Source organism: Chitinophagales bacterium (genome assembly GCA_020636535.1).
In the GTDB taxonomy this organism is placed as follows: domain Bacteria; phylum Bacteroidota; class Bacteroidia; order Chitinophagales; family JADIYW01; genus JADJSS01.
The window spans coordinates 266,075-288,946 of record JACJXT010000012.1 but is presented as its reverse complement, the minus strand read 5'-3'; the positions used below and the strand labels follow the sequence as shown (position 1 = coordinate 288,946).

Annotated in this window: 20 protein-coding genes; 10 read left to right on the top strand and 10 right to left on the bottom strand. The window is 30.8% G+C overall.

From position 1 onward, the window contains the following. Positions 1–122: 122 nt before the first annotated feature. From H6553_11015 to accC, 8 genes are all read left to right on the top strand, one after another. Positions 123–617 (top strand): RecX family transcriptional regulator, encoded by a 495-nt coding sequence (locus H6553_11015; protein ID MCB9034360.1) that lies wholly within the window; start codon positions 123–125, stop codon positions 615–617. Further along, positions 607–1,221 (top strand): inorganic pyrophosphatase, encoded by a 615-nt coding sequence (locus H6553_11010; protein ID MCB9034359.1) that lies wholly within the window; start codon positions 607–609, stop codon positions 1,219–1,221. The genes H6553_11015 and H6553_11010 overlap by 11 nt, the downstream gene beginning before the upstream one ends. Further along, complete coding sequence (locus H6553_11005; protein MCB9034358.1) at positions 1,222–1,617, top strand: DUF1398 family protein; 396 nt, start codon at positions 1,222–1,224, stop codon at positions 1,615–1,617. 22 nt (positions 1,618–1,639) lie between these two features. Continuing rightward, on the top strand, positions 1,640–2,023 hold the full coding sequence (locus H6553_11000) for a RidA family protein (protein ID MCB9034357.1): 384 nt from the start codon (positions 1,640–1,642) through the stop codon (positions 2,021–2,023). Between the two features lie 145 nt (positions 2,024–2,168). Beyond that, the gene (locus H6553_10995) at positions 2,169–2,927 is read left to right on the top strand and encodes a hypothetical protein (GenBank protein MCB9034356.1); all 759 of its coding nucleotides are present in this window, start codon (positions 2,169–2,171) and stop codon (positions 2,925–2,927) included. A 411-nt stretch (positions 2,928–3,338) separates the two neighbouring features. Next, positions 3,339–3,575: a hypothetical protein gene (locus tag H6553_10990; protein MCB9034355.1), complete on the top strand. Its 237-nt coding sequence runs from the start codon at positions 3,339–3,341 to the stop codon at positions 3,573–3,575. A gap of 19 nt (positions 3,576–3,594) precedes the next feature. Further along, positions 3,595–4,047, top strand: a complete 453-nt coding sequence (gene accB, locus H6553_10985) for an acetyl-CoA carboxylase biotin carboxyl carrier protein (protein ID MCB9034354.1) — start codon at positions 3,595–3,597, stop codon at positions 4,045–4,047. An 11-nt stretch (positions 4,048–4,058) separates the two neighbouring features. Then, positions 4,059–5,411: an acetyl-CoA carboxylase biotin carboxylase subunit gene (gene accC / locus H6553_10980; protein MCB9034353.1), complete on the top strand. Its 1,353-nt coding sequence runs from the start codon at positions 4,059–4,061 to the stop codon at positions 5,409–5,411. Positions 5,412–5,413: 2 nt separating this feature from the next. Here accC and H6553_10975 read toward each other — a convergent pair whose 3' ends face one another. The 9 genes from H6553_10975 to gyrB form a co-directional block, all read right to left on the bottom strand. After that, positions 5,414–9,226: a restriction endonuclease subunit S gene (locus tag H6553_10975; GenBank protein MCB9034352.1), complete on the bottom strand. Its 3,813-nt coding sequence runs from the start codon at positions 9,224–9,226 to the stop codon at positions 5,414–5,416. A gap of 66 nt (positions 9,227–9,292) precedes the next feature. Further along, the gene (murI, locus tag H6553_10970) at positions 9,293–10,096 is read right to left on the bottom strand and encodes a glutamate racemase (GenBank protein MCB9034351.1); all 804 of its coding nucleotides are present in this window, start codon (positions 10,094–10,096) and stop codon (positions 9,293–9,295) included. 17 nt (positions 10,097–10,113) lie between these two features. Beyond that, positions 10,114–10,650, bottom strand: a complete 537-nt coding sequence (locus H6553_10965; GenBank protein MCB9034350.1) for an OmpH family outer membrane protein — start codon at positions 10,648–10,650, stop codon at positions 10,114–10,116. Positions 10,651–10,686: 36 nt separating this feature from the next. Continuing rightward, positions 10,687–11,199, bottom strand: coding sequence for an OmpH family outer membrane protein (locus tag H6553_10960; GenBank protein ID MCB9034349.1), 513 nt, complete (start codon positions 11,197–11,199; stop codon positions 10,687–10,689). A gap of 12 nt (positions 11,200–11,211) precedes the next feature. Further along, the gene (locus H6553_10955; GenBank protein ID MCB9034348.1) at positions 11,212–13,905 is read right to left on the bottom strand and encodes a BamA/TamA family outer membrane protein; all 2,694 of its coding nucleotides are present in this window, start codon (positions 13,903–13,905) and stop codon (positions 11,212–11,214) included. Between the two features lie 12 nt (positions 13,906–13,917). Then, positions 13,918–14,667 carry an isoprenyl transferase gene (locus H6553_10950; protein MCB9034347.1) on the bottom strand — a complete coding sequence of 250 codons (750 nt, stop codon included), beginning with the start codon at positions 14,665–14,667 and terminating at the stop codon, positions 13,918–13,920. 22 nt (positions 14,668–14,689) lie between these two features. Next, the gene (locus tag H6553_10945; GenBank protein MCB9034346.1) at positions 14,690–15,538 is read right to left on the bottom strand and encodes an outer membrane beta-barrel protein; all 849 of its coding nucleotides are present in this window, start codon (positions 15,536–15,538) and stop codon (positions 14,690–14,692) included. 537 nt (positions 15,539–16,075) lie between these two features. Continuing rightward, on the bottom strand, positions 16,076–18,106 hold the full coding sequence (locus H6553_10940) for an NAD-dependent epimerase/dehydratase family protein (GenBank protein ID MCB9034345.1): 2,031 nt from the start codon (positions 18,104–18,106) through the stop codon (positions 16,076–16,078). 6 nt (positions 18,107–18,112) lie between these two features. Beyond that, on the bottom strand, positions 18,113–20,074 hold the full coding sequence (gyrB, locus tag H6553_10935; GenBank protein MCB9034344.1) for a DNA topoisomerase (ATP-hydrolyzing) subunit B: 1,962 nt from the start codon (positions 20,072–20,074) through the stop codon (positions 18,113–18,115). A gap of 275 nt (positions 20,075–20,349) precedes the next feature. On the opposite strand from gyrB, the gene H6553_10930 reads away from it, so the two are divergent. Next, complete coding sequence (locus H6553_10930; protein ID MCB9034343.1) at positions 20,350–20,907, top strand: hypothetical protein; 558 nt, start codon at positions 20,350–20,352, stop codon at positions 20,905–20,907. A 107-nt stretch (positions 20,908–21,014) separates the two neighbouring features. On the opposite strand, the gene H6553_10925 is transcribed toward H6553_10930, so the two are convergent. Continuing rightward, positions 21,015–21,608 carry a YceI family protein gene (locus tag H6553_10925; GenBank protein MCB9034342.1) on the bottom strand — a complete coding sequence of 198 codons (594 nt, stop codon included), beginning with the start codon at positions 21,606–21,608 and terminating at the stop codon, positions 21,015–21,017. Between the two features lie 198 nt (positions 21,609–21,806). Between H6553_10925 and H6553_10920 the strand changes: the two genes are divergently transcribed. Then, a complete protein-coding gene (locus H6553_10920) occupies positions 21,807–22,625 on the top strand; it encodes an SDR family NAD(P)-dependent oxidoreductase (protein ID MCB9034341.1) in 819 nt (272 codons plus the stop codon). Positions 22,626–22,872 lie beyond the last annotated feature (247 nt).

Genomic DNA, 22,872 nt, shown 5'->3' with positions numbered 1-22,872 from the left:
ATTTACAAAGCACGGAATTTTTATTCCGGAAATGTAGTTTTAACTACATTGAGGAAAGAAAAAATGAGTACAGAAGTAAATATAAAGTATAATTTTTTCGTAATAAATTTCTAATGTGTAATTTGGGTTTAAATCAACAAGAAAAAGAATATCAAGAACAGCTTAATGAGTTTATAGTTAAGCTCGAATATTATTGTAGTTATCAAGAAAGGTGTTTAGCAGAATTAAAACAAAAAATGTATAAACTAGAAATTCCAGTTGCAATGCAAGATACCATTATTGAACATCTACAAGAAAATAATTTTTACAATGAAGAAAGATTTGTAGCTAGTTTTATTAATGGAAAAGCCAAACACAAAAAATGGGGAAAACAAAAACTCACTAATGAATTACTAAAAAAACAAATTGACTATAATTTAATTCAACAAGCATTGAGTCAATTAAATGAATTTGAATATCAAGAACGATTGCAGTTGCTCTTAGAAAAAAAAGCGTCTCAAATAAAATCAAACAGTATATTAGAAAAAAAGCAAAAGTTATATAGATTTGCTTTGCAAAAAGGATATGATACAGCATCAATCACACCAATATTGAATAAAATAATAGATGAAAAATAAATTTATAGCACATCCTTGGCATGGAATTGATTTGTTGGAAACAACACCAAACGAAGTATATGCTTTTATAGAAATTGTACCAACAGATACAGTTAAATATGAAATTGATAAAGCAAGTGGTTTTCTAAAAATAGACCGACCTCAAAAATTTTCTAATATCATTCCTTGTTTGTATGGTTTTATTCCACAAACTTATTGCGAAAAAAGTGTAGCTACATTTGCACAACAACACGAACCTAATATTCAAATTACAGATGGAGATAAAGATCCGTTAGATATTTGTGTACTTACTAGTAGAAATATACATAATGGAAATATACTAGTAAGAGCAAAACCTATTGGTGGTTTACGACTAATAGACAAAGGAGAAGCTGACGATAAAATAATTGCAGTTTTAGAAGGAGATGATGTTTTTCAATCGTATAACGATATTGATGACATACCAACAGATGTTATAAATAGACTAAAGCATTATTTTTTAACCTATAAAAATTTACCTAATGAAAATAAAGTCTGCGACATTACAGCAGTGTACAATAAAACAATAGCACATCAAGTAATTGCAGAAAGTATTAAAGATTATAAAAATAATTTTAATATATAGATGTTTACAATAGAACAAATAACAGCAGCACATAGCAAAGTAAAATCTGGCAACGATTTTCCTATGTATATTCATACCATAAAAAACTTTGGTGTATTGCGTTTTGAAACCAAAGTAATCAATAGTCAGACTTCTTATTTTGGAGCAGACAATTTTGTTATTCAATCAACACCAATGTATGATGACTTACCAATAACAACTGTAGTAAATAAAGAACAATTTAGTACGCAACTCAAAGCACACCAACAAGGAAAAACAGATTATTTTACTTTTTGTAATGATTGTGCTACAACTGGAATTGAAAAATGGATAGTAGATTTAACCAAAATGATTTGCACTTATTATGATGTTAATCACAACGAAGTACTAGTAGAAAATATACCAACAATAAATTAATAATTTTAAAACAAATAGATAAATGAGCAAAACACACTTTAAAGATGGCGTAATTTGGGAAGATGAAATTGGCTATGCAAGAGCAGTAAAAATGGGTAATATCATTGAAATTTCTGGAACTACAGCAACGGTAAACGGAAATGTTGTAGGAGAAAACAATGTATACGAACAAACTAAATGTATTATAGAGAAAGCAATTAAAGTATTAGAACATTTTAATGCAAGCGTTGATGATGTAATTAGAACCAGAATTTTCTGTGCAGACATTTCGCAATGGCAAGAAATTGGCAAAGCACACAGTCTGTTCTTTAAAGACAGTAAACCAGCTACAGGCATGTACCAAATGGCAAAACTAATAGACGAAAAGTTATTAGTAGAAATTGAGTTTACAGCAATAGTGGAATAATTTTCAATTCGTCTTTGCGAGGAAGAATGACGAAGCAATCTCTTTTCACATAATTAAGCAAAGCATGAGCGAAATATCTTAATACTATGTCGAGTATTTACGCCATATCAAGTATTAACACTTAACATATAATAAAAAATAAACCATGAAAGAAACAAAAAATGCATTAGCAATTAATTCCATACTTATAGTAATATCTGTTACACTACTAGTAACTATCATTCACGAATTCGGACACTATATTGTAGCACAATACTTTGGCTTTCATCCAAGCTTACACCACAACTATGTCAATTTTAATGAAACAATTGGCACAGACACACAAAACACTATTGTAGCAGCAGCAGGACCAATCATTAGTTTAATACAAGGTATCATTGCATTGATTATTGCCATCAAAATAATAAAACCATCGCTGTTTAAACTATTTATGCAGTGGTTTGGCATGCAAGGACTATTAACATTTATGGGTTATTTTTTAATAGCACCATTTGCAACAGAAGGCGACACAGGAAAAATCTTCGCCTATTTCCACATACCAACAGTTGTAGCAATTATTATAGCAATCGTTATGTTTATTTGGATAAATATATTGTTTAGAAAATTCGCCAAACAATTTATTTACTACAAAAACGAAACCATATTCAACAAAACAACAAATGCCAAACAATTATTCTTACTACCAATATATAGTTCAATTATATTTGTTACATTATTAAATTTACCAGTAGTAACTTGGGTAAGTTTATTACCAACTATCTTTATGCCATTTACTTACTTTAGTGTCTTAGGCGGTTACAAAAAATTAAACCTCAACGAAGCACCACTCAAAATAACAAAAGTATCAATATCATTAATTATAGTATGTATACTATCTATAATTGTTTTTAGAGCTCTTGTATAGTCCAATTGCAAATACCAACAAATGACTATTGACTGATTCTTTGGCATAACCTCCATTACATTTCGGTCGGGCTATCACTACAAGTCCTCGCTCCTTTCGTCGCTGTGGGCTTTCCGTTCTATCCCTTATGCAAAAAGTCTGCTACAAAACATTGTCAAAGTTTTAAACTATAACAATGCTTGGCACCATAGCTAAATCAACATAAAGCGTCATTCCTTCGAAAGAAGGAATCTATGAACTCTTTCATTATACTTCGATGACAGTTTTTTTTATTGTGACAAATTATTAAGATTTAGCTATATTGTAATATTCATAAAATCACAGCAAAAGAACAATCATAAAAAAGCACACTACTCAATACTAGCACACACAACTATTTATATTATCAAAAAAATGCTTACTTTTATACTAATGAAAAAAGTTTTTCAATACATACTAATTTTAATTACAGTATTGCTGTTTTCTACTGCATCTACTGCTTGTAGCAAAAAAATGGGTTGTCCGCAAGACCAATACAACGACTGGAAAAAAATTCAAGAGAACAATAAAGCCATGCAAAAAAACAAGTTTAAAAAACAAAAAGGCAAAGCAAGTAACGATATGAGTTCTCAAGAATCTCAGAACAAAAAAAGTAAAAAGAAAAAATAAATTTATAGAATAACAAAATATGGATTTTAACAGCATAAAAAAACTCATTCAATTAGTAAAAGACAACGACTTAGCTTCTATCAAAATAGAAGAGAAAGATATAAAAATTGAAATCACACAAAAAGGAAGTACTACTACACCAATTTTACAAGCACCAATAGCAACTACGCCAACCAATGTCGTAGCACCAACAACACCAACAGAAAGTACTACTACAGAAAACACAGGTAATTTAACTACAATAAAAGCACCAATGGTAGGTACCTTTTATCGTTCTGCCAATCCAGAAACACCACCATTTGTAAAAGTAGGTGATATCATTAAAAAAGGAGATGTTTTGTGTATCATAGAAGCCATGAAATTGTTTAACGAAATTCAAAGCGAGGTAAGTGGCAAAGTAGTAAAAGTAATGTTAGACAATGCACAAGCTGTAGAATACGATCAAGCACTATTTTTAATTGAACCTAAATAGTTTTTTGTTTGATGAAGCTTTTCAACAAAATACTCATCGCTAATCGTGGCGAAATTGCACTACGCATTATTCGTTCTTGTAAAGAAATGAATATTGCAACAGTAGCCGTTTACTCTACAGCAGACAAAACAGCATTACATGTTCAAGAAGCAGACGAAGCTTTTTGTATTGGTCCGCCAAATTCTAAATTGTCATATCTAAATATATATAATATATTAATGGTTGCTCAAATTACTCAAGCAGATGCCATTCATCCTGGTTATGGTTTTTTAGCAGAAAATGAAAACTTTGCTAAACGATGTGCTGAAAACAACATTAAATTTATAGGACCAACACCACAACAAATTGCTTTAATGGGCGATAAAATTACAGCTAAAGATACTATGCTTAAAGCAAAAGTACCTTGTATTCCTGGTTCTAAAGATTTAATAAAAAATATTGCCGAAGGAAAAAAATTAGCACAAGAAGCAGGTTATCCAATCATTTTAAAAGCAACGGCTGGTGGTGGTGGAAAAGGTATGCGTGTAGTTTGGAATGAACAAGATTTTGAAAGCAATTTTAATATGGCAACATCTGAAGCTGGTGCAAGTTTTGGCAACAGTGGTGTTTACTTAGAAAAATTTATTGAAGAACCACGACACATTGAAGTACAAGTGGCTGGCGATCAACACGGCAATGCAGCACATTTTAGTGAAAGAGATTGCTCTATTCAAAGACGACATCAAAAATTGGTAGAAGAATCGCCTTCACCTTTTGTAGATGATAAACTAAGAAAACTTTTAGGCGATGCTGCTACAAAAGCTGTTAAAGCTATTAAATATGAAGGTGTTGGTACAGTTGAGTTTCTAGTAGACAAACACAAAAATTGCTACTTTATGGAAATGAACACCAGAATACAAGTAGAACATCCTGTAACAGAAGAAGTAGTTGGAGTTGATTTAATTCAGTTACAAATAGAATTGGCTGCTGGTGCAAAATTAGAAAAAGAAGCGTATTTGCCAACAGGTCATGCTATTGAATGTAGAATTAATGCAGAAAATCCTTTTGATGATTTTAAACCAAATGCAGGAAAAATTACCAATTATATTCCTAGTGGTGGTTTTGGTGTACGCATAGATACAGCAGTATATCCAAGCTATAGTATTCCACCTTTTTACGATTCTATGATTGCAAAACTAATTGTTAAAGCAAAAGACAGACCATCGGCGATTCAAAAAATGAAAAGAGCTTTAACTGAAATGAAAATAGAAGGCATTCAAACAACAATACCATTTCACTTACAATTAATGGACAATGCCAATTTTCAATCAGGCAATTTTACTACAAAATTTTTAGAAGATTTTGAGTTGCATGAAGAAGAGTAGCATTAAAGATGTTTTTTCAGTATAGCTTCCTTTTGTTTAGGAATTGAAGCAATTTCTGTTTCTAAATCCTTAATTTTTGCTTCTATTTTCTCAATTTTGGCAACAATTTTTTGTTGCTCGGTAATTGGTGGAAGTGGGATTTTAAAGTCTTCTAATTGTTGTTTTGTTATTGCTTCTCTTGAAGTTGCTCCGTCTCCAATTTCTAATAATTGATTTTTATAAGTTTCAGAAACCAATATTGTTTGAACATATTTTGGTAAAGCTTTTTTAGTAACTCTAATTATTGAAACATGTTGATTTACTCTTGCTGGTAAATGTATTTCAGGTACAATGCAACATCTGCAAATTGAAGCTCCAGTTATATTGAATAAAATATCATTTTTTTCAACTGTTACACCTTTTAGTTTTTCAGCTTGTTCTTCATCTATAAAAGCCAATCCTTTTTCATAAAATTCATTATCATAAACATTTTGACTGCGAATTAATGAAATACCATTTTGTTTGTATGAACCTTCTCCGCCTCTTGGAGTAGCTCCACTTCCAATTTTAGAAGTTATTTCTGATAGAGAAATTAAGTTTCCTGAAACTTTAGAAATTACATTTTTAATATTTTCTTTTTGTTCCTCAACTTTCTCTTTTGCTTCCTTTTCTTTGGTTTCTAAAACTTCAATTTCTGCAACTATTTTTTGTTGAATGTTGAGAGGTGGAAGTGGAATTTTAAAGTCATTAAGCATTTGAAGATTAACATGTTTCACGCCAGAATTTGATGTTAATTCTTCTAATAATTTTCCGTGTACTTTTAAAATATTTCCTAAATAGTAAGGCAAAATATTTTGATTACAAATAATTGAATTAATTTGTTGATTTGTGGTTAGTTCTATTGAATTAATTCCAACTTTTCCAATGGTTGCGGTACAACTAACCAATACACTGTTTTTTGGAACAAGTCTAACTTTGTTATTTTCTAAAGCAAAACGAGAAACAAAATTTTCAGTATTATCGACCTCTAATTTATCTGAATTAAAATCAGCAACAGTTAACCAATTTAGTTCTTTTTTGTCCCAAAATTTAAATTCGTTTTTTGAGGGTGTACTTCCATTAATTATTTCTTTCGATAAATCTCCAATTCTAACTAATTCCCACTTACTCTCAATCTTTACTTTTTTTTTAACCGAAAGTGAAATGTTTTTTTCAAAATCAACTCGGTCAAAAGTGAGCATATCTACCAAATCATGGCGAGAAATATTTTTTTGCATCGTTTTATCAATTGCAAAATCATAATCACCTGTAAATGCTTTGTAAATATAGGTGCTTGCTTTGCTCGGGTTTTCAAAAGTATCTTCATCAAACAATTGCGTGCAATCACTTATATTTTTTCCTCGTTGTATTGGGTGTATACCTTCACTTCCTCTTCTGTTGGAGAATTCGTATCCCAAAAATCGTTTTTCTGCATTTTTCTCACCACTTTTTACCAATACTACTTTTTGCGGATATGCCATTATAAAATAGTACAATTTTTCTGTTTCTATTTCTATTAGTGTTTGCCAAAATGCTTTTTCGTCTTTTGCCTTTATCTTTTTTCTATATTCTTTATATATTTCGTGTGTTTCAATTGCTTTTGTTGGTTTTTGTTTTAATAGTGTTACATAATCATCAAACGAAATATCTTGCCAAACATGGTTTATGTATTTAGCAATTGGCTTTTCTATGGCTTGGGTATTATCGTTTATTTGTATAGTATTGTCTAAAAAATTGTCTAAAAACCTATTTACAAACGATTTTATTTTTTCGCAATCATAATTGTTTCTTCGTCTTAAAAATAAAGTAACAGTATTTGTACCTGTTGCCATAAAGGTATTAGAACCTAACTCTGTTATAGCTACAATATCAAAATATTGCAAAATAACTTCTCTAGCTTTAGCATATATACCAGAATTGCTTAAAATAGAACTTGGTAATATAATACCTGCCACGCCACCATCTTTAAGCAATTGCTTAGTGCGTTCTATAAACAAACATTCTATTTCGGAACTAACATCTGTGAGTTTATTATATAAATCAAATTCTTCCTGATTGTAATATTTAGAAGCATTGTTTCTGAATGCTGAAACTGAATAAGGTGGATTTGAGATAACAATATCAAACTGTTTGTTTTCTTTAGGAAAATCTTTGTCTTGATGTTTTAAAATTCCTTTATAATCTGAATGACTAAAACGAGCCAATCCATCAGAATGAATAACATTCGCTAATCCATCGCCGTGTAAATAACAACCGACTTTGCCGACTTTTACTAAGCGATAATCTTTTTCTATACCATATACATAATCAAAAGCCCAGTCAAAATGATAGGTTTTAGCTTTATCTATAAACTTTTTTACATCTTTTTTTAACCCTAAAAACTCATTACTATCAATAATCCGTTGGATTTCGTGCATACTTTCTGTAAGAAAATGTCCACTTCCTGCTGCATAATCTATTACATGAGGCAAGTATTCATTGCTTACTCCTTTCTGCAATTTATCTTCAATGATTTTATCGATAGGTAAACTTTTAATTATAAACTGAGAAACTGGCACTGGTGTAAAAAATTGTCCAGACTCTTGTTTTAAACCTGTAGTTAGCAGTAATTCAAAAAAATCAGAAAGGTATTGTTGTTTTTTTGTATAGCGTATTTTATATTTTTGAAGCAATTCTACAATTTCTTTAACCACTACGGCATTATCATAAAAAGATTGCTCATCATACACATCTTTTATAGCAAACTCGTTATTTTTTTCTAATCTAATCTTTTTAAACTCAACAAGAATTGGTGCTCTTTGCTCTTCGGTTAAATAATAAAATTTATCATTAAATTCTTGGTCGGATAAATCAGTTACATTTTTTTCTAAAAATGCTTTCATACCATTTTTATACAAATCGGTCAATCTAATTTGAAAAATTTTATGGTCGTCTTTTTCATAATAAACGCCATCATAAGTAAATGGAGATTCAAACCACTGAAATTCTAATTCTTTATCGGTATCTTCTTTATCTTTTTCATCATAAATTTTACAAAGGAATAAGGTGAAGATTCTATTAAAAGCATTTCCTTTATCTGAAACTACATTATGTCGAAGAATTTCTAAAAAACGATTGAATATAAAGCTACTATCTTCTTGTCTTATTTCTTCTAAGTCATTTATTGTTAATGCTTTACTTTCAAAGTTGTAAGGTTTTACCCAAGTGTCAAAAATACCATTGTCTTTGGTTAATTTATTCCATTTTTCGTAAAAATCTTTTACATCACCAGTTCTATAATCGGCTTCAATTTTTATAATTTCGTTTTGATAAACAATTTCTTTTCCTTTCAATTCAGAAGTATAAAGCATAATAACATCTGCCTTATTACTAAACTTAAAATAGGTAAAAAGCTGTCCGCCATCTTTATTTAAGCGATTTAAAGCTTTATCAAATTCTTTACCGTAGGTTTTACATTCAATTAATAAATACTCAGAACCATCATCATGTGTAACACAAATATCTAATCTTCCAGAAAATCCATGTCCTGCTGGATAAACTTTTTCTAATGAGATGTTTTTTGGTTTATATCCTTTTTCGAGTAACCTATCCACACATTCAAATACTACCCAATCTTCTGGTTTTGTGATATTTTGAATTGCTTTATCTCCAACTTTAACTTTTCCACCAAAATTAAAGATTGAATTCTTTACATCAACCTCAATAGCATAGTTATCTGCATATTTTTTAATAAAAATATCAGAAGCGTTCTCTTTTGGAAGAAAATTTAGTGCTTTAACAAAGTTGTGTACATTCATAAGAATATATCAAAATTATAAAAATTTATTGTAATAATTTACTAAAGAAATTAAATTATATATTATTTACAACTTTTCTTGCTTTAGGTGTATGGTTTTTCCGTAAAAGAGCTGAGTGGTTTTTTCAAAGCTTTGTGTATAGTCTGATACAAAAAACTTTCGTTCAAACTCATTATTGTAATTGACTAGTCCGTTTTCTATAGCAAACTGTTTTACATATTGTGCTACAATTTCGTTGGTCGCCAATACTTCTACTTGTAAGTTTTTGCTTTTATAGTATGCTTCTATTTCTTTCTTTATTAGTGGATAATGTGTACAAGCTAATATCAAGCTATCTATATTTTGTAAGGAAGCATCGCTTAAATATTCTTCTATTACTAAATGAGAAATCTCGCCATTTACAAATCCAGATTCTATCATTGGTGCTAGTAAAGGTGTAGCTAATTGTACTGCATTTATAGTGTTTGATTTTTCTTGAATTTGATTTAAGTACACTTTTGAGTTGACAGTACCTTGTGTTCCAATAATGCCTACTTTTTTGTATTGCTTATCTAAAATGTAATTGACTACTGGTTCTATTACATTGATAACAGGAATATCTTTTGCGATATTTTGTACCAAATGATAAGCATGTGCCGATGCTGTATTACATGCAATAACTATCATTTTTACTTTGTGCTTAAGTAAAAACTCAGTAATGTTTTTAGCATAGCTTTTAATCGCATCAGCAGATTTATCACCGTACGGCAAATGAGCAGTATCGCCAAAATAGATTAAAGACTCTTTTGGTAATAGTGCTAAAATAGCATTGGCGACCGTTAAGCCGCCAATACCAGAATCAAATATACCTATTGGATTTTGTGCATCCATTTACTATTGATTAATTTTTATTGAGGTGTTTTGCCATAATCTGCTGGAAGTTTTAAACCTAATTCTTTAGCGATTAAAGGCAAAACATCGTCGCTTTGATTAGCATATACTAAAGCACCACTACTTACATCAAAAATATAAGTATATGCATTTGCTTTAGCTACTTTTTGTACAGCATTGTATACTTTTTCGTTAATTGGTGCTAATAATTTTGACTGCTTGTCTTGAATTTTAGCATCAGCAGAATTTTGAAAATCGGTAATTCTTTTTTCTAAATCTGCTAACTCTTTTAATACTAGTTCTTCAGAAGCTGGTGTTAAAAGTCCTTTTTGTTTCTTCTCAGAAGCTCCTTTCGCTTTAGTATCGTACTCTGTGTACATATCGTTTAATAGTCCATCTAACTCTTGAGCATAAACTTGCACCATTGAGTCAGCTGCGATTACTTCTGGCATTAAACTATATAAATCTAGAGAGTTTAAGTGACCAAATTTTTGTGCATTAGCAGAAAATGCTAATCCAATAAATAGTGTTGCAATTGTTAAAAATTTCTTCATGTTATTTAAAATTATAATTGGTTTACAAATAAGTTTTTATAGTCCTAGTTTTTTAATGACTTCTTCGCTAATATCGTATTTGGGATTGGTGTACAACATGGTAGCACCACCAGACGCTTTATCGAAAATAAAATCGTACGCTCTTTGTTCTGATATTTTTTGCACTGCATCAAAAACTTTGTCTTGTACTGGCTGAATCAGTTCTTGTCTTTTAGTGAATAAATCGCCATTAAAGCCAAATCTTTGTTTTTGAAGTTCTTTTACTTCTTCTTCTGCCTGCATAATTTCATTTTCTCTTTCTTTTTTCAAATCATCAGACAATAAAAATTCTTCTGCCTGATATTTGTTATACATTTTTTTAAGTGCTTCATTTTTGTTGTCGATTTCTTGTTGCCAAAGTGCTGCTTGTTTGTCTAATGCAGCTTGTGCTTGTGTATATTCTGGCATTTTTTCTAAAATATACTTCGTGTCTACATAAGCAAATCGTTGAGCAAAACTTCCTGCTACAACTAAAAATAATAAGCTAAATAATACAGTTGCTTTTTTCATAATAATATTTTTTTATTCAGGTTCGAATCCTAAAATGAATGATATGTTTCCGTTTTTACCGATGTAATCGAAGAAACCATTAGCATTTTGGATACTACTACCATTAGCATTATCAAATCGTATGCCATAATCAATTCCAATCAATCCAAACATTGGTAAAATGGCTCTAATACCGAAGCCCACACTCTTTTTTAATTGGAATGGATTATAGTTTTTAATATCTTTATAAGTGTTGGCTCCTTCTGCAAATAGAATACCGTAAACCGTTGCAGATGGATTTAATGAGAATGGATAGCGTAATTCCATTACAAATTTGTTATAGATTGGATCGCCACCATTTGAAGAGTATGGTCCTTCGTAACCTCTTTGTGCTATAATGTCTGTACCAAATAAAGTTACAGAAGAAGGAATACCATTTCCACCAACTTCAAATCTTTCGAAAGGTGTTGTACCTAAGTTTTTATTATAATTTCCTAAGAAACCAAATTTAGCTGCTGTTCGTAGTACAAACTTAGATTTTCCTAGAGAAGTATACCAATCTACATTAAATTTCCACTTATGATATTCTACAAATTTATATCGTTCTGCATCGCTTAATGCATCGTAGTTATAATCTTTTCCTTTAAATAAAGAATATGGTGGTGTAAATTCTAAAGATAAAGACACACTAGAACCACTTGTAGGAAACACTGGTTGGTCGATACTGTTTCTTTGTAGGTTTAAGGTAAAGTTTAAGTTGTTGAATTTACCATCTGTTAATGGTTGATTGTTTACATAATATCTTCCGCCAAAATTATTTAGCTGATAGCCATAATAGTCTGCAGAAGCACGCATAATGAAATAGTCATCTGGTTTTTTAAGTCTTGTTCCTAAACCTACCGACAAACCATTGGTAATTTGACGACCTCTTACTTCTTTATTCAATACATCTTGTAAACGAGAACGGAACACTGCTACAGAAAATGCATTTGGTTTTTTACCACCTAACCATGGCTCTGTAAATGAGAAGTTATAGTTTTGGTATTGTTTACCATTGGTTTCAACTCTTACGCTAAATTGTTGACCATCTCCTGTTGGTAATGGCGACCATGTTCCTTTTTTGAACATATTTTTAACTGAAAAGTTGTTAAATTTTAAACCAAGCGTACCAATTAAACCACCATTTTGTCCGCCCCAACCTGCAGATAATTCTATTTGGTCGGCAGATTTTTCTACTACAGAATATTTAATATCTACAGTTCCGTCTTGTGGATTTGGAATAGGTACAATTTGTGTTTCATTTGGATCGATAAATCCTAGATTGGCTAACTCTCTTTGAGAACGAATTAAGTTAGTACGAGAAAATTTATCGCCTGGTAATGTTCTTAATTCTCTACGAATTACATGTTCGTTGGTTTTATCGTTGCCTTCTATTATGATATTTTTTATCGTTGCTTGTGGTCCTTCGTTAATTCTAATTTCAAGATCAATAGAATCGTTTTCTACTGCAACTTCTACTGGATTTGCACTAAAGAACAAATAACCATCATCGTAGTAAAGTGAACTGATATCGCCATAATTTGGATCGGAAAATAAGCGTTGTTGTAATAACTCTGTATTGTAAACATCGCCTTTTTCTATATTTAATACTTTGGCTAATTGTTCTTCGCTGTATTTAGAATTACCTTTAAATTTAATGTCTCTAAAGTAATATTTATTACCTTCTTCTAGCTTAATAATAATATTTACATTGCCTGTATTTGGATTAGTAATTACTGTGTCTTCTAGAATTTTAGCATCTCTATATCCTATTTTATTATAATAAGCCAACAAGTTGTTTTTGTCTTCTTTGTATAAGTCTTCGTTGAACTTAGTGCCTTTAAATGCAATTTTAAATCTGCTTCCTAAGAAATCCATTAAAGAAATGTGATTTAAATTGGCTAGTGTATATAGTGTGTTTTTAATTTTTTGCTTAGTAGAATAGTCTGGTACATCTTCATCAATTAATGAGATTTTAGACATTGGTTTTGTTTTAGACATTGCTTTACGCATTTTAGCCAATTCGCCATTTTCTCTGCCTAAATAAGTAACCGATTCTATTTTTACTTTGTTGCCTTTGTCTATATTAATATTGATTGATGCACTGTTCTTTAAACCAACATCTTCAGTTTCTTCTATATCTACCGTAGTATTTAAATATGATTTTTCTATGTAAAAGTCTTTAACAATATTAGCAATGTTGTTTTTAAGTGCTGGTGTAAGTGGTCGTGCTTTAAAACTTTCTATGCTTTCCATAAGTGTTTGAGCATCGCCTTTTTTAATGCCTACGAAATTGATGTTGTTTAGTCTTGGTTTTTCTTCAACTTTAATGACTATTGATATTTCGTTGCCTTCAATTTTTGATGCGTATACACTCACATCGCCAAAAAGTCCTTGATTCCATAAATTTTTGATGCATTTTGTAACATCATCGCCTGGAATGGTAATGGTTTGACCTACTTTTAAACTAGTTAATGAAGTGACTACTGTTTTGTCGAGATAGTTTAATCCATCAAAATCTATAGCTACTATTTTGTATGATTTTGGTTCTTTGTAGGAAAATAGTGCATTGCTTTCATCTGTTTCGATAGTATTGATGCTAACAGAATCTTGTGCTTTACTAAGTTGTTGAGTTGTTATAAAACAAAGAAAAAAGAGTATGTATAAGTTAGTAATTTTAATATTCATAATTTAATTTCGTTAAGCATTTTCTTCAATTTGTTTACTTGTTTTTCCAAACCTTCTTTCTCTATTTTGATAGTCATAAATAGCTTGATAGATATCTTCTTTATTAAAATCTGGCCAAAATTTATCGGTAAAGTAAAGTTCTGCATAAGCAATTTGCCATAAAAGGAAATTGCTAATTCTTTGTTCTCCACTTGTTCTTATCAATAATTCTGGATCAGGTATATTTTTGGTGTAAAGGTATTGATCAAAATCGGTTTCATTGATTTGATTAATATTAATTTTTCCTAATTTATATGCTTCTGCAATTTTTTTTGTTGCTTGTAGTATTTCTTCTCTAGAACCGTAACTTAAAGCCAAGTGTAATGTCATTCTAGTATTGTATTTGGTTTCGTCTATAGCTTTTAGTAGTGCTTTTTGACTTTTTTCTGGTAGTGTGTCAATATTTCCAATTGCACTAAGCTTGATGTTGTTTTTTTGTAGTGTTTTTATTTCTTTTCCGATGGTTAAGAATAATAGTTCCATTAATGCACTTACTTCGGTTTGTGGTCTGTTCCAATTTTCAGTAGAGAATGCATATAGTGTAAGATGTTGTACGCCTAGTTCTGCACAAGCTTCGGTAGTTGCTCTCACTGCACTTACACCATTTTTATGTCCAAAGATTCTGTGTTTTCCTTTTTCTTGAGCCCATCTTCCGTTGCCATCCATTATAATAGCAATGTGTTTAGGCAACTTATTTAAGTTGATAAGCGATTTATAGTCGATATGTTGTGGTTGGTTTTCCAAGTTAGAATACTTTTGGACATTTTAGATCGTGAATAGTATATGTAAGTGTAACACCTAAGAACATAAATCGGTCTTTGTCTTTGCTCGTTCCTCTTTGTTTGCCTTCGTAGCCAATTTTTGGTCCTACTTCGGTAGATCTATCAGATAGTAACTCTGCAATATTTACATCGCCATATAAGTAATATAATTCATCTGCTGCTGGATATTTTCCGCTTACATCATCGATAAAATCGGTAAAAGTTGCTCTGCTACTAACTTCTACATTGATTGCCCAATTTTGGTTTAAGGCATATTTAATTCCTCCACCATAAGCAATTGCAAAACTATAACTTTGGTATCCTCTTTCTTTTTTAATGACATTTGGATCTTTTTGTCCTTCGGTTCCAATGGCTTCTAGTTTAAAGTTAGTACCATCGTATCTTACACTTGGACTGTAGTAAAATAAAGAAGCTCCGCCAAATACATAAGGCGTCCAGTTTCTTTCTTTGCTATTAGGTACATTAGAATATGGAAAGAAGTTAATTTCGTAAGCTAGCATCCCTTCAAATAATTGGCTTTTAAAGCTTAAGTTTCTGTGTTGTAAGTATGGATAACGAACAGCATTGGCATCTTTAGCTTGTAGAAACCCATAGTTGATACCTGCTCTTAGTGCCATTCGATTATTTAAGTTGTATCGGAAAAATGTACCAAAAGCTTGTCTTGCATTTTTGAAAGAGACATTAGGATTTAAATCGCCTAGATAAACTACTGTACCTGCCCAAACGCCGAATTCTTTTTCTTGAGCATAAGAATGGCTTGTATTTGCTAGGCAAAAAAGTAGTACAACAAATATTTTAGCTATTTTGTTCAAAAAATGAGCAATAAAAAGTTTCCAAAGATACTATAATAACGCTTATTAAACTAATTAAGTGTGTTTAAAAGTAATGTTTCTATTGGTTGATTTATAATAATTTAACTTAAAAATAGGTTTTAACCCAAATTAGGCATTAGTGAAAATAGGTTTTCATTTTGTTTGTTTTTAAGGTTGCGTAGCTACGCCACGCATTACTAACCTGAGTTCGGTTTAAAAGTTATTGTAAAATACTGTTTATCAACAATTTAGATTTAAGCAGATTTTAAAGGTAATACAGCTACGCTGTATTTTATAAATTTTCAATCATTTCTAATAAAGTTGAAGTGCTACGCACTTATTAAGTTACTAAAACATACAACTAGTACAATATAAATTAAGCACTTATAAAATTTTTAGATATTTTTAAAACCGAACTCAGGTTATTTATTATAAACAAATAACCATTCAGCAATGGCGTATCATTCCAGAAAATTTCGTAGTATAACGAAGAAATTTATCTGGTCTACCGCAGGCAGGTTGAGAATGACGGGTATTTTACTTTGCTAGCTCTTTTGCGGCGTCTTCTAGTGTTACTTTTGGCTCGTAACCAAAGTCTGATTTGGCTTTGTCTATAGTGCCAGCTATGTCGTAGTCAAATTTACCTGCTGCGTGTATAGTTGGTTGTAAGTAGTTGAACTTACCTAAAACGCTATCGAATAGTTCTAGTAATCTACATACAAATTTAGGTACATACAATGGTTTGTATTTTACACCTAATGCGTTTGCTATAGCTTGATAAATATTATCTACAGTTAAAAATGGTTGGTCGTTGCCTATCCAATACCAATTGCCTACAGATTTTTCATTGTTCTCTGCTTCAAAAAATGCGCTAATAATATTATCTACATGAGAAATGCTTCTTAAGTTTTTGCCATTGCCAAATACAATTTGTCGTGGCCAATAAAACATATTGACAAAGTTTAATTGTCGGTCTGGTGCAAATGGACCAAAAAACCAAAAACCTCTTAAACTTGTTCCTTTTATTTTTCCTTCAGCAGTTTTATCTAATACATATTTTTCGCCAGCATATTTACTTTTACCATAATTCTTATAAGGTGTCGCTTTGGTATTTTCATCAAAAATAGGTTGTGCTTTGGTACCATGACCACAAGTAGAATCGGTACTCATATATATAAATCTATCTACGCTGTTGGCAATACAAGCATCGACTAAATTTTTAGTGCCTTGTTCGTTTACTTTGTATAATACATCAATATTTTTAGGATAAATAGCTCCTGCTAAATGAAAAACTGTTTTTACTCCTTTTGTAATTTGTAGCATATCATCAGCATTGGTAATATCTCCATATACAATTTCGTAATTGCTTGGTAAGTTGATATAAGCTTTAAATCTTGGTTCAATTAAAACTCTAACTTTTCTATTAGAACGATAATTGCCAAATCTGTCGCCATTAATTAAAATGTCTATCATTCTATTGCCTAACCAACCAGGAACTCCTGTAATCAACAAAATATCTTCGCTAGTATTTGGAGCTAAAGTGGGTAGTGTTTTGGTTTGTTTTCCTAGTAATAAAGTACCTGCCATTCTTTTATACGAATCTTGAACAACTGGTTTTAAACTGTTGTTGGCTTTAGTGATTTTAAAACCAAGCTCTTTTTGTGCTTTAGTACTATCATACCAAGAATAATTGCCTACCACTGTTTGTACATATTCTGGACTAATAGGTGATTCTTTGCCTATTAGTTTTAATGCTTTTTGTAAAATCCATGCTGCTATATAAATAAACCACTTAGGTAGTTTTATTTTTGGCATTTTTTGATGCGAATACGATGATAAAATTTGATATAATTCTTTGAATGTAATATTATCACCAGAAAGAATATACGAACCGTTTTTCTCGCCTCTTTCGTAAGCAGCAATATGTCCGTAGGCAACATCTTTTACATCTGCAATAGATACACCACCATCAAAATAGAATGGTTGGCTTTTTGTTATAAAATCTTTGACAACTTTATGTGGAGGTGTTAGTTTTGCATCGCCACTACCAACAACCCAACTTGGATAAACTCTACGAACATCAATATTGTTTTCTTGGATGAATTGTGTAACAAACTGTTCTGCTTGTAGTTTTCCTTCTACATAAGGACTTTCTGCTGTTGTAGTAAGATTGGTTTCGTTTAGCAGAATATTTTTGTCAGTACTTCTGCCAATGACTACAACAGAACTTGTATAAACAACTGTAGGAACACTTTGTTTTAAACAAGTTTGTAGTACTGTTTTCGTTAAATCGATGCTGTTGCTTAATACACTAGCAGCATTTGCCATAGCTGTAGTATTTTCTGCAGCTAAATGAAATAAAACATCAATATTGTTTAAATATTGTTCGTACGATTCTGGTTGAAATAAATTGCATGGTACAACAGTTGCTCCTTGGTTTTGTAATTCAATAACATTAGTATTAATACTACGAACCAATAAAGTAAGTTCATATTTTTTTTCTAATAACTGTTGAGCAACATTAAAACCAATATGACCAGCAGCTCCTGTAAGTACAGCTTTTTTCATAGCAACTTAAACATCAATTTTAGCATAAGTAGCATGTGTTTCTATAAATTCTCTTCTTGGTGGAACTTCATCGCCCATTAACATAGAGAAAATTCTATCAGCTTCAGCTGCATTGTCTATGGTAACTTGCATTAGCGTTCTGGTTTCTGGATTCATGGTAGTTGACCATAATTGTTCAGCATTCATCTCACCTAAACCTTTATATCGTTGTACATGTACACTATCTTCTTTGGCATCACCAGCAATTTCTTTAATAGCTGTTAAGCGTTGTTTTTCTGTCCAAGCATATTGTTGTTTATTGCCTTTTTTAACTAAGTATAATGGTGGATTGGCAATATATACATATCCTTTTTCTACCAATTCTCGCATATATCTAAAAAAGAAAGTTAGGATAAGTGTAGTAATATGCGAACCATCGACATCGGCATCACACATGATAATAATTTTGTGATACCTAAGTTTTACAGTATTGAGTGCTTTATCGTCGTCTTCTGTTCCTCTAGTAACACCTAATGCTGTAAAAATGTTTTTGATTTCTTCGTTGTCGTAGATTTTGTGTTCGAGTGCTTTTTCTACATTTAGAATTTTACCACGCAAAGGCATAATGGCTTGATAATTTCTATTACGACCTTGTTTTGCAGTACCACCAGCAGAGTCACCCTCTACTAAGTAAATTTCGCAAAGCGATGGATCTTTTTCAGAGCAATCGGCAAGTTTTCCAGGCAAACCACTTCCAGACAAAACACTTTTTCGTTGAACTAATTCTCTAGCTTTTCTAGCAGCATGTCTAGCTGTAGCAGCAATAATTACCTTATCAATTATAGTTCTTGCTTGTTTTGGATTTTCTTCTAAGTAGATTTCTAAGGCATTACCTACACAAGCAGAAACAATACCTGACAATTCTGAATTGGTAACTTCGTCTTTAGTTTGACTTTTAAACTGTGGATTTGGAATTTTTATAGAAATAACAGCAGATAATCCTTCTCTAAAATCTTCGCCAGAAACAGCAAATTTTAACTTGCTAAAGAATCCGTTGGCATCTGCATATTTTTTGAAATAATGTGTAATGGCTCTTTTAAAACCAGACACATGTGTTCCGCCATTATAAGTATTGATATTGTTAGCGTAAGATTGTATCACTTCGGAATATCCTGTATTGTATTGCATAGCTACTTCTACATGAACATCATCTTGCGAAGCTGTTACATAAATTGGTTCATTAATGATTGGTGTTTTACTAGCATCAATGTATTGAACAAATTCTACCAATCCGTTTTCAGAATAAAAGGTATTACTTTTTGGATTGCCATTATCATCAACTTCTCTTTCATCAGTAAGCGTAATACGCACATTCTTGTTTAAGAAAGACATTTCTCTTAAACGATTAGCTAAAGTTTCGTACTTGTAGTTTACTTCATCAAAAATGGTATCATCTGCTAAAAAAGTAACCATAGTACCTGTATCGTTTGCTGTACCAATTTCTTTAGTTGGATATAATGGCTCTCCTTTTGAATATTCTTGTATGTACTCTTTTCCGTTTCTGTGTACTGTTGCTGTTAAATGTGATGACAAAGCATTAACGCAAGAAACACCCACACCATTTAAACCACCAGAAACTTTATAGTTGTTTTTGTCGAATTTACCACCTGCGTGTAGATTGGTCATTACTACTTCTAAAGCAGAAACACCTTTTTCTTTATGAATATCTACAGGAATACCTCTACCATTGTCTTTTACAGTAATACTGTTGTTGCTGTGAATGGTAATTTCAATTTTATCGCAATAGCCAGCTAAAGCTTCATCGATAGAGTTATCTAATACTTCGTTAACTAAGTGATGTAAAGCTCTTAAGTCGGTACCACCAACATACATACCAGGACGCATTCTTACTGCTTCCAAACCTTCTAAGGCACGAATATTATCGGCACTATATCCTTTATTTTCTATATCTTTATTGTCTTCGCTCATTCAAAATTATTAAGTAACAAAGATACGAAAAAATGCTGGTAAAGCATTGGTTTTACTATGGCTTTTATCCACAAAAAAAGGTTAAAAATAAAATTATTTAGTATACTTGTTTTGAGTATTTTGAATATTTAAAAATAAAGAATGTTATATTGCTTTGAATAGTGTTTTATTGTGCTAGCTAGTTCTTCTTGTTTGCTTTCTATATTTTTAGTTAAAATACATTGCTACTTATTTATAATTGAAATAAATTTATAAATTAGCCAATAAGATTAACCTTGAGAAAACGCGTAAAAATAAAATCAACTAAAGATAGTTTGTCTTTCATTTTACCTTTGAGAAAGAGCAAATATCGATTGCTTATTATGATTGCTGCTAGTATTTTGTGGTGCTTTGGTTTATTTTATTTAATTCGTTATAGTATTAGTGGACATGGTTATTGGACTAAAGTTTTATTGCTCCTTATTATTGCATCGTGGTCGTTTATAGGCACTATTGGTGTTTCTATTTTTATTTGGATGTTTTTTGGTAGAGAACGAGTAATCATTACCAACGAGTATTTAATTACAGACAAACCACTTATTTTTTTTTATAGAAGAAATTTTTATCCAATACAAGAAATTAGCAACTTAAGAATTGATAAAGAAATTTACAAAGTAAAAAGAAACCAAAGCTGGATAGAACGAAATAGAACTGTATTAAAATTTAATACACCTAATAAAGAAGTTGTTTTTGCAAGAGGTATTGAACAACAAGATGCTGAACTTGTACTATTGGAATTAGCACAACATAATTTCTTTAGCAACGAACAGTTGGCTGTAATTCATCATATATAACACTAGAAATGATTAATCCCGTCGAAAGACGGGATTAACCACAAAAACCATAAAACTATGAAAAACCAATTGTTTAGCATTGCACTAAACAATTTATTGTAAAGATACTATTTTGTTTGCAATTCTACATTAAAATTAATGTCATCTTTTATTGCTTTATCTCCAAGAGCATCAAAGAACTTAGATGAACCATATTGAATATTCCATAAAGTTCTATCTATTGTAATGTTTGCTGTTGCTTTGTAAGTATTGCCAGTTTTTGTCAATTTCGCAGGAAATACAATTGACTTTGTAATTCCTTTAATCGTTAAATCTGCTGTCAATTCATACTTTCCAGCTTCGCTTTTATATCGCTTAATTTTTTTCAATACTAAAGACGCAGTTGGATACTTTTCGGTTGCAAAGAAGTCATCATTTTTTAAATGACCCACTAATTTTTTGTTATACTCTTCATTCTCAATATCAGCACATGTTATTGAATTCATATCTATAACAAAATTTCCACCTGCAATATTGTTATTCTTAATAACTAAAGTACCACTCTTAATATCTACATTGCCATTGTGTTTGCCTGTAATCTTTTTACCTTCCCATGCTAATGTACTTTTCTTGGTATCTATAGCAAAGTTTGTTTGACCAGTTGCACTTACAGTCAACACTGCACACAATAAAACCAATCCTATTTTACTTAAATTTTTTATCATCTTTTAATTTTAATTTCCTCGTTAGTAAAGGTTCTATGTTTAAGAACACAAAGTTGAAGTATTTTGTTTTAATTGTATGTTAAAAATTGTAAATAAATACACAATTAAAATTTACTAAACAAAAGATAAAAATCAATGTGGTTTTAAACAACTTTAAAAATTCATTTGTAGATTTAGCTTATCTAAAACATAAAAATGAAATCATTTAAAAACAAAATAGCTGTAATTACTGGAGCTGGTTCTGGAATGGGACGAGAAATGGCATATCAATTATCTGATGCTGGTGCATTAGTTATTATTTCTGATAAGAACAAAGATACTATAGCAGAAACAGCTACGAATATTGTAAACAAAGGGAATCAATGCGAGTATTTTGTAGTAGATGTTAGTGATGAAAGTGCTATTAATAATTTTGTGGCGACAGTATTAGACAAACATCGATATATAGATGTTTTAATTAATAATGCTGGATATGCTTTAGGCACTATAGATTTCAATGATCTTAAAGTAGAAGATTTTAGAAATATTGTTGATGTAAATTTATGGGGCGTTGTACTACACACCAAAGGTTTTATTGATAGTATGTTAAACAGACCGGAAGCAAGCATTGTAAATATTTCTAGTTTATTTGGATTGCTAGGAGTTAAACAACAAGTGGCTTACTGTACTACAAAATTTGCAGTAAGAGGTTTTACTGAAGCTCTTAGAATGGAACTAGAAGGCACAAATATTACTACAACTTGTGTTCATCCTGGTGGTATTGATACTAATATTGTACGAAATGGTGTTCATTACGACAACAAAGAAACGGTTGATGAATTAGTAGAAAAGTTTAGAAAAAATGCTGGCAGAACTTCTGCAAAAGCTGCTGCAAAACAAATTATTAAAGCCATAAAAAATAAAGACGAAAGATTGTTAATTGGTATTGAAACTTATCTTGCCGACAGCATGCAAAGAACAATGCCAGTAGGATACACACCAATCATTAAAAGAATTTTTCAAGATGCTTTTTAATAAAATTGCCTGTTTTTTTTGACAATGCTAGTTTTTTGTAATCTAAAAAAAACGCTAATTTTTTGAAGATTAATAGTTTTTTATAGTAAATACTGAGTAAAAATAAAATTAACCCAATAAGGCATTGTAAATAAATTTAATATAAATAGTTTTTTATTCCTTTTAAAATTTGACAAATACATTTATTTGTATAAAAAATTATTTAATTCATAATATACCTTTATCTCATATACCTTACCTATGAGAT

Coding starts and splice junctions, on each gene's coding strand:
- H6553_11010 (MCB9034359.1), top strand. CDS start 607: ATGAAAAATAAATTTATAGCACATCCTTGGCATGGAATTGATTTGTTG.
- H6553_11005 (MCB9034358.1), top strand. CDS start 1,222: ATGTTTACAATAGAACAAATAACAGCAGCACATAGCAAAGTAAAATCT.
- H6553_11000 (MCB9034357.1), top strand. CDS start 1,640: ATGAGCAAAACACACTTTAAAGATGGCGTAATTTGGGAAGATGAAATT.
- H6553_10995 (MCB9034356.1), top strand. CDS start 2,169: ATGAAAGAAACAAAAAATGCATTAGCAATTAATTCCATACTTATAGTA.
- H6553_10990 (MCB9034355.1), top strand. CDS start 3,339: ATGAAAAAAGTTTTTCAATACATACTAATTTTAATTACAGTATTGCTG.
- accB (MCB9034354.1), top strand. CDS start 3,595: ATGGATTTTAACAGCATAAAAAAACTCATTCAATTAGTAAAAGACAAC.
- accC (MCB9034353.1), top strand. CDS start 4,059: ATGAAGCTTTTCAACAAAATACTCATCGCTAATCGTGGCGAAATTGCA.
- H6553_10975 (MCB9034352.1), bottom strand. CDS start 9,226: ATGAATGTACACAACTTTGTTAAAGCACTAAATTTTCTTCCAAAAGAG.
- murI (MCB9034351.1), bottom strand. CDS start 10,096: ATGGATGCACAAAATCCAATAGGTATATTTGATTCTGGTATTGGCGGC.
- H6553_10965 (MCB9034350.1), bottom strand. CDS start 10,650: ATGAAGAAATTTTTAACAATTGCAACACTATTTATTGGATTAGCATTT.
- H6553_10960 (MCB9034349.1), bottom strand. CDS start 11,199: ATGAAAAAAGCAACTGTATTATTTAGCTTATTATTTTTAGTTGTAGCA.
- H6553_10955 (MCB9034348.1), bottom strand. CDS start 13,905: ATGAATATTAAAATTACTAACTTATACATACTCTTTTTTCTTTGTTTT.
- H6553_10940 (MCB9034345.1), bottom strand. CDS start 18,106: ATGAAAAAAGCTGTACTTACAGGAGCTGCTGGTCATATTGGTTTTAAT.
- gyrB (MCB9034344.1), bottom strand. CDS start 20,074: ATGAGCGAAGACAATAAAGATATAGAAAATAAAGGATATAGTGCCGAT.
- H6553_10920 (MCB9034341.1), top strand. CDS start 21,807: ATGAAATCATTTAAAAACAAAATAGCTGTAATTACTGGAGCTGGTTCT.